This is a genomic window from Planctomycetia bacterium (assembly GCA_034440135.1).
Classification (GTDB): Bacteria; Planctomycetota; Planctomycetia; order Pirellulales; family JALHLM01; genus JALHLM01.
The window spans coordinates 1-11658 of sequence record JAWXBP010000522.1; the positions used below are offsets into that span (position 1 = coordinate 1).

The 11658-nt window shown below is 62.1% G+C and carries 12 protein-coding genes; 4 read left to right on the forward strand and 8 right to left on the reverse strand.

Annotated features, from left to right (window positions below):
• From SGJ19_29335 to SGJ19_29350, 4 genes are all read right to left on the reverse strand, one after another.
• On the reverse strand, positions 1-924 hold a 924-nt coding region (locus SGJ19_29335), incomplete at its 3' end, for an SgcJ/EcaC family oxidoreductase (GenBank protein ID MDZ4784370.1).
• A 357-nt stretch (positions 925-1281) separates the two neighbouring features.
• Positions 1282-1488, reverse strand: coding sequence for a hypothetical protein (locus SGJ19_29340; GenBank protein MDZ4784371.1), 207 nt, complete (start codon positions 1486-1488; stop codon positions 1282-1284).
• Positions 1489-1779: 291 nt separating this feature from the next.
• Positions 1780-1959, reverse strand: coding sequence for a hypothetical protein (locus tag SGJ19_29345; protein MDZ4784372.1), 180 nt, complete (start codon positions 1957-1959; stop codon positions 1780-1782).
• A 450-nt stretch (positions 1960-2409) separates the two neighbouring features.
• Positions 2410-2652, reverse strand: coding sequence for a hypothetical protein (locus SGJ19_29350; GenBank protein ID MDZ4784373.1), 243 nt, complete (start codon positions 2650-2652; stop codon positions 2410-2412).
• Positions 2653-2741: 89 nt separating this feature from the next.
• Here SGJ19_29350 and SGJ19_29355 point away from each other — a divergent pair, with 89 nt between their 5' ends.
• From SGJ19_29355 to SGJ19_29365, 3 genes are all read left to right on the forward strand, one after another.
• Positions 2742-3647 (forward strand): NAD-dependent epimerase/dehydratase family protein, encoded by a 906-nt coding sequence (locus SGJ19_29355; protein ID MDZ4784374.1) that lies wholly within the window; start codon positions 2742-2744, stop codon positions 3645-3647.
• Positions 3648-3840: 193 nt separating this feature from the next.
• Complete coding sequence (locus tag SGJ19_29360; GenBank protein ID MDZ4784375.1) at positions 3841-5517, forward strand: AMP-binding protein; 1677 nt, start codon at positions 3841-3843, stop codon at positions 5515-5517.
• 326 nt (positions 5518-5843) lie between these two features.
• Positions 5844-6341, forward strand: a complete 498-nt coding sequence (locus SGJ19_29365) for a hypothetical protein (protein MDZ4784376.1) — start codon at positions 5844-5846, stop codon at positions 6339-6341.
• A gap of 11 nt (positions 6342-6352) precedes the next feature.
• On the opposite strand, the gene SGJ19_29370 is transcribed toward SGJ19_29365, so the two are convergent.
• The gene (locus SGJ19_29370; protein ID MDZ4784377.1) at positions 6353-6760 is read right to left on the reverse strand and encodes a hypothetical protein; all 408 of its coding nucleotides are present in this window, start codon (positions 6758-6760) and stop codon (positions 6353-6355) included.
• Positions 6757-8064: a hypothetical protein gene (locus tag SGJ19_29375; GenBank protein ID MDZ4784378.1), complete on the reverse strand. Its 1308-nt coding sequence runs from the start codon at positions 8062-8064 to the stop codon at positions 6757-6759. The genes SGJ19_29370 and SGJ19_29375 overlap by 4 nt, the downstream gene beginning before the upstream one ends.
• Positions 8065-8268: 204 nt before the next feature.
• Between SGJ19_29375 and eda the strand changes: the two genes are divergently transcribed.
• Entirely contained in the window at positions 8269-8922 is a 654-nt protein-coding gene (eda, locus tag SGJ19_29380) for a bifunctional 4-hydroxy-2-oxoglutarate aldolase/2-dehydro-3-deoxy-phosphogluconate aldolase (protein MDZ4784379.1), read from the forward strand.
• 621 nt (positions 8923-9543) lie between these two features.
• Here eda and recJ read toward each other — a convergent pair.
• Together recJ and SGJ19_29390 are read right to left on the reverse strand one after the other, a co-directional pair.
• Positions 9544-11292, reverse strand: a complete 1749-nt coding sequence (recJ, locus tag SGJ19_29385) for a single-stranded-DNA-specific exonuclease RecJ (protein ID MDZ4784380.1) — start codon at positions 11290-11292, stop codon at positions 9544-9546.
• 115 nt (positions 11293-11407) lie between these two features.
• On the reverse strand, positions 11408-11658 hold a 251-nt coding region (locus tag SGJ19_29390), incomplete at its 5' end, for a hypothetical protein (GenBank protein MDZ4784381.1).

Below are 11658 nucleotides of genomic sequence, written 5' to 3' on the forward strand. Positions count from 1 at the left end.
AAGATCGGCCAGTTCTTCGTCGTCCAACAAGCGATCGATCGATTGCCAGGTGAACGAATCGTCGTTGACGCGGCGGAGCAGATTCGTTTCGGAAAGCGAACTACCATCGGTCATCGTACCCGCGGCCTCCAGCACCCAATGATCGCCGTCGCGACTCCAGTCGGCCTCGCCCACGCCTCCATCCGCTTCAAAGGTCCAGGAATGCAGCATGCCGGTGGCGGGATCGACGCCAATGATCTGCGCGCCAGTCAGAGTGAGTTCCTTTTCTTTGATCGAAAATTGCCCGTGAATGAATTTCTTGTTGGCCGACCAGGTGTAGGTCGAGTCGATCTCGGCGCCGGATTCCCCGGTCGATTTCCACTCGCCGACGATCCAGCCGATGTCCGCCACGGAGACGTCATCCTTCGGTGACTCGACGAGACTTGCCAATCGCCACGAGCCGTCCTCGCGGACGAGGAGCGCGGTGAAGCGCGCCGGGACCATCGGTTCCGCGGCGCCGCGCTGCACGTTGACGACGCCTTCTTGAACTGCGGAATCGCGCGAAAGAAAGCGCAACGCCTCCGGTTGCGAATCCACTTTCAACTCCGGCGTTTTTGCAAAAAAGGCCGCGAACGCTTGTTCCAAGGCCACCCGTCCCTGCAGTTGCACGCCGCTCTGATTGCGATATTCGCCTTCGGCGGTCCAATGGGCAGTCATGGCTTTGGCGTCACGCGCCTTAAACGCCTCGCGGAACGACGTCATCGCGGCTTGAATCCCAGCGCGATCATCCGCTCGCGGATCGCTTTGCCCCGCGGGCGCGGCCGGCCTGGGCTTGGGCTTGGCGCCGGTCTGGGCATTCGCCTGAATGGACGTGAGCAGGCTGCATGTCAACACGGCCAGCGCTCGCCAGGAAATGCGGCCGGGAATCGGCGATGTCAACAACATCGTAGTGGTACCTGCGATAGGAAATGAGCTGCAGTGGCTGACGCGAGAAGTTACGGCTACGGCGTGTCGGCGAAGCGACGGCGATTGCCGGCAACTGGCGGTATTGTAGTCTAGAAACAAGCGAGTGGATCGCGAGTTTGGCATTTCGCGCGGAATTCGTGGTGTGCGGTGTGCGGCCCGCCTGATGCAGTGCAGCGGGGAAGCAGCGGAATGGTGAATTCGCGACGTTCGTACGGTCGATCTTGACCGGTCCGGCGCTGTCCCTCATTTCAGGAGCGCTGGTTCGCCGGTCGCGGCGACGGGGAGATAGCCGCCAGGGACGTGAAACCGTTTGAGACAGTTGGCGACGAGCGGGATTTATCTCGCGATATCCTTATCTCTTGCAAACGCAGCCACGGTCAGGAGCAGTCCCACCACGCTAATTGCAACGCCACCCCAAGTGGCAAACTGAGGCGGGTCGATGTTTCCTTGTTTCGCCATGTACATCAGCGAATAGCCGATCGTTCCAGCGCTCCAAAGGAATGCGCCCGAAAACACGACGATTGGGCCAGCGATGGCACGCATGGTGTCTTCCCGTGGGAGTGTGTGAACCGCAACCGACTGATTCTACCCTCCAGCGCATGAAAAAAACCCGCTTGCCAATTCCTCGCGCCGACCGTGTGAGAAGTCTTCTGAATTGGCATCACTACCTGCCATTTCCGCACGGGTAGAATCGACGCGATGCAAAAAGCCCGATTCAGCCTCTGGCGCCTGTTCGCGATCGTCACGTTGCTTGCCGTGGCGTTCGCGTGTTTCCGGATCAACCATCCGACTTTTTGGATTAGCCTTTCCATCAAGGCAGTCGGGACCGCGTTCCTAATCGGCGCGGGATTTATTTTCTGGCGACGGTTGGGGATGCGGTGAATCGCGGCTTGGATGCCTCAGAGCGCCAGCCGCCAGAATGAAGCCGCTGGCCCACGGCCCCAACGGCTCGGCATGTCCGGCGAAGTAACCGGTGGCGTAGATTTCTAGCTCGGCGAGTTGTTCAGGGGGCATCGTGGTACGTATGCAACTGTTGGACGGGTCGCTACCTTGCGGCATTTCCATCCAATGAACGTGGCGAATGCTAGGCCGGGCCAAAAGAGGCTGGGATTCGGTCGGTAGTAAGATTCATTGTTGATGTTGACGCGGCGCGACCCCTGCAATGGTTCAAGTAGTTCCTCTTCGTCTTGCGAAAGGGGGAATTTCGCACGGTCAATTACCGTAATTGCCTGGCTGCGATTCGCCCCGATCCAGGCGATAATTCGATGGTGTTCGTGCCAGAATGGGCGAGTTGCCAAGACCCAACAAAGGATGCTCAGCAAGACGAACGCGCTGGAAAGTTGAAACCTGAGCCATGGACTACGCATGGCGACGATCTTAACCCTGTGACTCGGAGTTGCATATCTCAACGAGCCCGACCGCTGCCACAGGGGCAAGGTGCTTTGCGCGGGATTCGTCCGGGCATCATGCACGCTCCGAGGTGGTTTCCTCCGAATAGTCCGATTTAGGCAAGGTTGCCATTGTCGCATCGACGATCGCCGCCATTGCGGCCTTGAGCGGCGCGGGTAAACTATCCCAGGCCATGCCATCACGTTTTTGACCAAAACAGAGTTCTGTGTAAAAAACTGTGTACCGCCGCTTGTAGAGACGGGAAAACTGGGTCGCTTGGAATAATTGAAAGTCCGCCACCGTGGGTTCGACTCCCACCTACTCGCTTTCCTTCTATGGGTCGGCTGCCCTCACTGTTCGTCTCGTAGCGCCTGCGGCACAACGTTGGGCGCACCCTGGATCCTAAAGTGCCGAACACTCGACTGATCGTGGGTTGCGGCTATCTCGGGCGACGCGTGGCGGAGCTCTGGCGGGACGCCGGGGACGACGTATCGGTCACAACGCGCTCCCCGCAACGCGCCGCGCTGCTTCGAGCGGACGGTTTTCAAGTGATCGAGGTGGATATCACTCAGCCTGAGCCCTGGCCAGCGCTGCCGGCGGCCACCACGGTGCTGTTCGCAATCGGATTCGATCGCCATGCCGGCCACGCGATGCGGACCGTCTACGTCGACGGCCTGCGCCGCGCGCTCGCTATGCTGCCGGCCGAGGTGGGGCGATTCATCTATATCAGCTCCACCGGCGTCTATGGGCAAAGCCACGACGAGATCGTCGACGAGGATTCGCCTACTGAACCAACGCGCGAGGGCGGACGGATTTGCTTGGAAGCCGAGTCGTGGCTCCGGCGCCACCCTTTGGGCGAGCGGGCCGTCATCTTGCGGCTGGCAGGCATCTACGGCCCCGGTCGAATTCCGCGACTCGCCGCCATTCGCGCGGGCGAGCCGCTCGCGCTGCCGACCGAAGGATATCTCAATCTGATTCATGTCGAAGACGCGGCGCGAATCGTTCTGTTGGCGGCGGAATTTGCCCAGACTCCGCGAACCTACCTCGTCTCCGACGGGCACCCGTTGAAACGCAGCGCGTATTACAACGAGGTCGCCCGACGGCTCAACGCACCCCGGCCCGAGTACGTGGAACCCGACGTAAGCGCCGCCGCCGCCTCGCGAGCCGAATCCAGCAAGCGTCTCGATATCCGCCGCCTGCTTACTGAGCTTCCTTTGACGCTCAAGTATCCCAATTACAAGCATGGGTTGAAGGCGATTCTGGCGGACGAGGCGCGCGCTAACCCTGTGGGAGGCGTCTCCGACGCCGATTGATCGACGTGGTTGTTGGCACTGGCCGTGAGGCGAGCGAGTAACGTCCTCGCTATCGGCGTCGGAGACGCCTCCCACAGTCCGCTTTCTTACCGCGATGGATGTTGCTGCCGCTTAGACGAAGCACGATCCGACATTCCCGCCGACCGGCGCACCACGCTACAATGCGTCCGCTATCCCACGGAGCGCCCCCACGATGGCTGACGAAAACCCTGTGCCATGGGTCGATGGACGAACCATTGGCGAAGCCCTGTTGCGCACAGTCGCCCTGCATGGCGAGCGCGATGCGCTCGTGTTTCCGGAATTGGACTTGCGCTGGAGTTATGCGCAATTCGGCCACGAAGTAGCGCGCGCCGCGCGCGGGCTACTGGCGCTCGGCATTCAAGCGGGCGAGCATGTCGCCATCTGGGCCACGAACGTGCCGCAGTGGGTGGTCATGCAGTTCGCCACGGCGCGAATCGGCGCCGTGCTAGTCACGGTGAACCCCGCCTATCGGCCTTTCGAACTAAACTACGTGCTCAAGCAGAGCGACGCCGTCGCGTTGTTTCTCGTCGACCGCTTTAAGACGTCCAACTATTTCACCATGCTCGGCGAGGTCTGTCCCGAGCTGGCCCAGGCGGCGCCGGACAAACTATCGCTGAGCGAGTTCCCGAAGCTGCGGCACGTCGTGGCCCTCAAGGGCGGCCAACCCGGCGGTTCAATCACCTGGGAACAGATGCTGGAACGCGGCGAGTCCATCAACTCGTCAGAGGTCGATGCCCGCGCCGCGCAACTGATGGCCGAGCAACCGATCAACATTCAATACACATCCGGCACGACTGGCTTCCCTAAGGCAGCCACGCTCAGCCACCGCAACCTGCTGATGAACGCCTTCTACGTGGGGCAATGCCAGCGGCTGACCGCGGAAGACCGCATCTGCATTCCGGTGCCGTTCTATCACTGCTTCGGCTGCGTGCTGGGCACGTTATGCGCCGTGGTCTACGGCGCGGCGATGGTCGTGCCGGCCGAGTATTTTCAACCGACGGCGACGCTCGCCGCGATCGAACAAGCACGCGCCACGTCAATCTACGGCGTGCCGACGATGTTCATCGCGGAGTTGGAGGACGCGACCTTCGCCGCGCGGGACCTCAAGTCCTTGCGAACCGGCATCATGGCAGGCAGCCCTTGCCCGATCGAAGTTATGCGCAAAGTCATCGACCGCATGGGTGCGCGGGAAATGACCATCGCCTACGGGCAGACCGAAGCCTCGCCCGTAATCACGCAAACGCGCACCGACGACCCGCTGGAGCTGCGCGTAGAAACCGTGGGACGCGAACTGCCGGGCGTGGAAGTGAAAATCGTCGATCCCGCTACTGGTGAAGCGGTCACGACTGGCGTGCAGGGAGAACTCTGCACGCGGGGACATGTGGTAATGCTCGGCTACTACAACAATCCCGACGCCACGGCCGCGGCGATCGATCGCGACGGTTGGCTCCACACCGGCGACCTCGCCACTCAACAGCCAAACGGCTATTACCGCATCACCGGCCGTATCAAGGACATGGTCATCCGCGGCGGGGAAAACATCTTTCCGCGCGAGATCGAGGAATTTCTGTTCACGCACCCGGCGATCGAGCAAGCCGCGGTGGTGGGGGTGCCGGATCCGAAGTATGTCGAGGAACTGTGCGCCTGGATCAAACTAAAGTCCGGCTGCGAACTCTCGGTCGACGAAGTCCGCAATTACTGCCGCGCCCACTTGGCGCACTACAAAGTCCCGCGGCACGTCAAATTCGTCGATTCTTTTCCGCAAACGGTGACCGGCAAGATCCAGAAGTTCAAAATCCGCGAGCTCATGTGCCAAGAGCTACAGGTCCAAGAACACGAAACAGCGTAACGCTTTTACCAGCTTCTGACCCGTGAAGATGGGGCGACTGTGGGAGGCGTCTCCGACGCCGATGGATTCGGCGCGGCACTTCGAGACCGCGCGATGCCCTAACAAACGCCCACCGAATCGGCGTCGGAGACGCCTCCCACAATCCATATTGCTGCCGCGCAATAAATTCTTGCGGCCGTTTCTTGCCCGACCTTGCAAGCTTCGCGTAGAATCAGGGGACGGGCGTCGGGGTTGGGCTCTTGGCGGATGGGGCAACTTTCTCGCCGCAATGTCACGCTCGGACAGCGCAACGAGCCATTCGCGTCCGGATCAGCAAGGAAGATGCCATGGACCCCATGTGGTGGTGGATCGTCGGCGCGTTCGTAGTCAGCCTCGCAATCGCTGCGGCTCTCTTATGGCGGCCGATGCGGAAGGCCTGGACCGCCCCCGATCTGGAAAAATGCCAGCGGGACTTCCATCTCCAGCGCGAACGCCTGGAGCACCGCTTTTACGAGCTGGCGGCCGCCAGCGGCAAGCCGCGCGGGCTACGGTGGGCGGATTGCGACTTCGCCGATGAAGTCGCCTACGCGCGCGACCGTGGTTCGCGCGCCGAGTTGCAAGCCTTCGTGGGCGTGACGATTCGCTTCGAAGCGATCGAAGGCGGACCCATGGAAGACGTCGAGGCCGTCGGGAACCTGCGCGCCGCGACCGCGGTCTTTCGCTTCGACGGTGCGCAATGGCGCACTGACGGCCGCGCCATTTTCAATCTCAATCCCGCTGAGGCGATCGCCTACTACCACGAAAGCCTCACGCGCGTGGCGGAACGACAGCCTCGCCGCGTTTAGTTTTGCCAGTCTTAGACGGGAATCGGCACTGGAATTGCCGTCGGCACATGACCCAGTTGGAAGCGCAAATCTTCCACAAGTTCGCGCTCCCCGGCGAGAAACATGCGGACGCGAATCCGCCAGCGAATCTTGACGATTATGCCGTCGTAGCTGAGCGGACTATTCGGCAGCGCTGTGGTAAACTCCCGCACGTCGCTGGGATCCCAGTCCGGCTGCACATCGCGCGAAATCCGCTCGAAGTGATGAACCGCGAAGTCCTCGTCCCCTTTTCCTTCGGTGTGCCAAAGAATCGACAGTTCAGCGGCCTGCACCGTCTCGGGTTGCGCAGCCTCGATGGAATAGCTGCCGGCGATGGTGTCACCGGGAAGATAGACGCGATTCGGACGATCGATGCGAATGTGGACGCTGGCGCGCTTCATCCCTCCGTCCCCCGTTGCCGCCGCGGGTGCACCACGAGCGGATAAGCGCGCTCGTAGTCGGGCCACCCTTTGATACTACCGCGCAGCACCAGTTTCCAGTCCACGCTGTTGTGTCCCGAACGAAACGAGTGCATCGCCGATTCCGGCACGGTGAACGTCGCTGTCGCCTCGTACGGTTCGTTGCGGTGAATCGTCAGTTCGTCGCCGCCGAGCACCGGCCGTTGATAGACGCGTTGCAGCATCGATTGCGAGTCGGTGCCCAGTCGGTAGACCGAGCGCTCCTCGCAGACGAGGCTCATCGTGAACCGATCAAATCGCAACTGTCCGGACTGCGGCAACCAGACGTACGTCGAGTAACTCTCGCCAGGCAGCAGCGGATGCGCCGAGATCTCCACGCGCGGCGGGCCTACGCCCGTCGTGTTGACCCACAGGCGAATCACGTAAAACACGAGCCAAGCGCCGGTCAGCACAAAGGGCACGGTCAGCACGCTGAGTAGCCAGTTCGGATCGCCGTCCAAGTGATCGCGCAAGGCGACTGAGGTCAGCAGTGCCGTCGCGAGATTCCAAACTGCGCAGGCGATCGCCGTTCCTGCCAGCTTCCAGCCAGGCGACGTTTCAATCGGCAGCCGGTACGCCAACTTAGTGCCGGGGCTATTCGTCACGTCGCGATCGGTCGGAATCGTGGGCCATTCCGGCGCCACTTGCGGCGTCTCGTCGAACAGCTCCACGGTCTTGCGCTGCGCGTGCATCACCGCGCGCCGTTCCGTGGATTTGCCAAGCGTGGCGACGCGAAACGCCAAGCCAACGCTGCCCACCATCACGAGCGCGCCGGGAATAAACAGCAGCAACCAGGACGTGCCGGAGTGGTCGCGCACCAGCACCGCCCGGCTCGGTTCGGCGGGATCGTAGTATAGCGGATAGTCGCCACGGACTTGAAATCGCTCCGCCGCGCGCTCGGCCAAGCCGCGCTCGGGATAGTTCGTCCTCGTAACAGCGAACGTCCAGGTGCGATACTGCGCCCCGTCCACCACATACTCCACTTGGACGTCCGGCCGATACAGGCGCGTATCGCCGTTGCCAGTTTCGAGGATCCGACGATCCAGCACTACCGCGCGCGTCTCATGGAAATATCGATTCGCGCCCCAATGCGGATAGATGCGGGTCACCAGGATCCAGACCAGCAATAGGCAGCCCGTCAGCAGCAAGCCGAGGTGAAACAAGGCCTCGAAGACCGTTCCCCAAAACTTGGAGCCAGTCCGGCGCGCCCCCCGTTTTTTTTCGAAAAAGCGAATTTGCGGGGACACGAGCGGATCAGCGTTGGCCGGAGGTTTGTAGTCGCCACAAGTGGACGACGGCAATTCAGTGGTCTAGTTTACCGCAAAAGCCAGCGCCGCGCCGGACAGCGATTGAGAGACGGCCCGGGGAACCGCCCTTACGAATCCAACGGTTTTTCCACAGAATCTGTGGGAACAGGCGTCGTTGAACCACCTTTGATACGCGAAAATCCAATGAACACGCTCGATCGAATCGCCCGGACTGGGATTGTGGCTGTGATGCGCGGCGACGACGGTGGTTTGCTAACCGAAGCCGCGGCGGCGCTCCTCCGTGGCGGCGTGGAAGCGATCGAGGTCACCTTCACGGTTCCACGAGCGCATCGCGTGATCGAGCAGATGGCGGACGCCCTGGGGGACCGCATCCTGCTGGGTGCCGGAACGGTGCTGGATCCCGAAACGGCCCGCATCGCGATCCTGGCCGGGGCGGAGTTCATCGTTTCCCCGACCGTGAACCTGGACGTCATTCGCCTCTGCCGTCGCTTTAGCAAGGTCGTCATGCCCGGCGCGCTGACGCCGACCGAAGTGCTCCAGGCTTGGGAAGCGGGGGCCGACGTCGTGAAGATTTTCCCATCGGACCTGACCGGTCCGGCCTACCTCAAGGCGCTCGCCGGGCCGCTTCCGCAAGTCCGGCTCATGCCCACCGGCGGCGTGAATCTCGAAACCGCCGCGGATTTCCTCCGCGCCGGCGCCTTCGCGCTCGGTGTCGGGAGCTCCCTGGTCGACGGTCGCAGTTTGAAGGACCGCGACTTTGCTCGAATTGAGACGCTCGCCTCCGAGTACGTCAAGCTGGTGGTCGACACGCGCGCGAAGATGGCGAAGAAAGCCTGAACTTTCGTCGCATTTTGAGACGCCGCGCTCGGCGGCTTTGACACGCATATCCTTTTAAAAAATGCGCGCAAGCACTACTTGCCTAATGCTTTATCGCGGCCGCACCGGCTGCGTCATCTCAAACTGAGACGCTTCTGCGCCGGAGTTGCTTCGGGAGAGGTGATCGCATTAATACGCAGCTATGTGTTGCGATACCATACACGTTTTTTGCCGCCATTGGGGCTGGTTTTTCGCGCCCTGCAAATTTTCGTAAATTTATAAACCATTGATGCAGCGAGGGTTACGCGACGACGTTGTCACCCCTTTCACGAGATATTGCCACCCCGGTACGTCGCGTGCTTTAGGGCAGTCCGCTTTCGACAAGCCGCTGAGGTGAGTCGGAAGCGACTGAGTGAGACTGGCCCGCGGGGCCTCTGACGTTCTGAGGTAGGATAGTTAACTTGCCCCTGGCTATCCTGCATTGCCAATGTGGATGTGGCGCGTCAGAGGCCCCCGTTTTTTTTGCGCAGCCAAGATTTTCTCAACGCTCGTCTGTAGTTGAGGTCTATGACCTCGGCGCGTTGGACGATGCAGCGTCCACGCCGACCGGCCTGAAAGAGACAGGCGATAGAAGGCGAGCCCCTACGCGTCCGCTTTGGCGCGCCAATCGGAGAGCTGGAGCTCTACGTTGCGCCGCCCGTTGAACTCATTGATCACCGGGCGAAAGGCAATCGAGAACGTCCCCTGGTGCGCGGCGAGTTTTTCCTCGTCATCGCCGCCGCCAAAGTAGACGGCCCGCATCCGGGCGCCGTGCTGCGCGACGCGCAGCGAGAGGTGCCGCCCCCCGCCGCCAATCCGGCGCGGCGGTTCTTCCAACGTCACATCGCTGGCACAGAGCAACGGGCGCGGATTGCCCTGCCCAAACGGCGACAGCCGCTCCAACTGTTCGACGACCTTCGCGTTGAAGGCGCTCAGCGGCGCCTCGGCGTCGATCCATAACTCCGCCACGCGTTCCGCCTGCTGGATCGACGTGGAGACGTATTCGCAGAAATCGGCACGAAAGGCGTCGATCTTCGCTTCTTCGATCTTCAAGCCCGCCGCGGCCGCATGACCGCCGAAGCTCTCGAAGTGATGCGCGCAGGACGCCAGCCCTTCGTGAAGATTGAACCCGGCCACGCTCCGCGCGGAGCCTTGCGCCGGCCGGCCGCCGACTTCATCCAGCGACAGCATCACGACAGGGCGATGCAACTTCTCGGCCAGCCGCCCCGCCACGATGCCGATCACGCCCGGATGCCAGCCGCGCCCGGCCAGGACCAGTGCGGCGTCGTTAACCGGATCGAAATCCTCTTGCGCTTGTTTGTGGGCCGCGAGGTAAACGCTCCGCTCCAGCGTCTGCCGGCTCTCGTTGAGTTGGTGAATGTACTGCGCCAACTCCGTGGCGCGCTCCGGGCTCGATGTCGTCAGCAATTCGACACCCAACCGCGCCTGACCCAATCGACCCGCCGCGTTCAACCGCGGTGCGAGCGTGAAACCGACGTGGTCGCAGTCGATACGGGATTGCTTGTCCAACCCCGTGACCTGAAACAGCGCCGCGAGCCCGATCCCTCGACGCTCTTTGAGGCTCAGCAAGCCGTGCGTCACGAGCACGCGGTTTTCATCCACCAGCGGAACCACGTCGGCGATCGTTCCCAGCGCCGCCAAGCCGACGGCTTCCAAGAGAAAATTCCGCATCGGCTCGCTGACGCGCTTCGCGCCGCTGGCCTGCTGGCAGAGCGCCCACGCCAGCTTGAACGCCACGCCAGCGCCGCACAGCCCGCCGAAGGGATACGCCGAACCCGGCAGCCGAGGGTGCACAATCGCCGCCGCGCGCGGCAACTCGGCGGCGGTCTCGTGGTGATCGGTAATGATCAGTTGCAAGCCCAGCGCCGCCGCCACGTCCGCTTCCGCCACGCTCGCCACGCCGCAATCGACGGTGACGACCACTTGCGCGCCTTCGCCGGCGAGTTTCTCGAGCGCCTCGCGATGCAGCCCGTAGCCTTCGTCCAGCCGATGCGGCACGTAATAACTCACGTCCGCGCCCAGCAGGCGCAGGCATTGCCACAGCAGGCTCGTGGCGGTCATGCCGTCGACGTCGTAGTCGCCGTAGACGACGATTTTCTTCTTGTCGCGAATCGCCTGCCACAGAATCTGAGCCGCCAACGGTACGCCCGGCAACTCCTCCGGCGGCCTCAGTCCCGTAAGTTTCGGCGCGAGGAATTCCTGCGCGACCTTCGGACAGGAGATGCCACGGCAAAGCAGCAACTGCGCCACAACCGGCGGCACGTCCGCGCTCCGCGCCAATTGCGCGATCCGCTCGACGTCATGAGGATGAATCCGCCAGCGTTTGGCCATGGGGAAATTCCGATTCCGTTCGATTCACGCCGACGCGCGAACTTGGTGGGTCAACCCAAGTCATGGTAGTCTGCCGCCGGCGCACCGGGGAGTAGGCGCAACATCCAGGCGCAAGTCAGATTCCCACGACCGTGCGCAACGTGTCGTTCCAATAGGTGGGCGACAGTTCGTGCGGCACCAGCTTTTCGATGACGACCGCTGCAGCGCCTTCGAGCAATGTGCGGTCGCGCAATCGGCGGCGCCATGGGTCAGTAAAGGACGTCACGTCGTCTTGCAATTTTCGCGCGAGCTCGAGAAACCAAGCCGCCCTGACGACATCATCTCGATGATACGCCAGCCGTCCCACAAGCCAGTCCGCCAGGTCGT

Bases quoted from the DNA above. Each gene is read 5' to 3' on its own strand.
- SGJ19_29340 (MDZ4784371.1), bottom strand. From the start codon at position 1,488: ATGCGTGCCATCGCTGGCCCAATCGTCGTGTTTTCGGGCGCATTCCTT.
- SGJ19_29345 (MDZ4784372.1), bottom strand. From the start codon at position 1,959: ATGCCCCCTGAACAACTCGCCGAGCTAGAAATCTACGCCACCGGTTAC.
- SGJ19_29360 (MDZ4784375.1), top strand. From the start codon at position 3,841: ATGGCTGACGAAAACCCTGTGCCATGGGTCGATGGACGAACCATTGGC.
- SGJ19_29365 (MDZ4784376.1), top strand. From the start codon at position 5,844: ATGGACCCCATGTGGTGGTGGATCGTCGGCGCGTTCGTAGTCAGCCTC.
- SGJ19_29370 (MDZ4784377.1), bottom strand. From the start codon at position 6,760: ATGAAGCGCGCCAGCGTCCACATTCGCATCGATCGTCCGAATCGCGTC.
- eda (MDZ4784379.1), top strand. From the start codon at position 8,269: ATGAACACGCTCGATCGAATCGCCCGGACTGGGATTGTGGCTGTGATG.
- recJ (MDZ4784380.1), bottom strand. From the start codon at position 11,292: ATGGCCAAACGCTGGCGGATTCATCCTCATGACGTCGAGCGGATCGCG.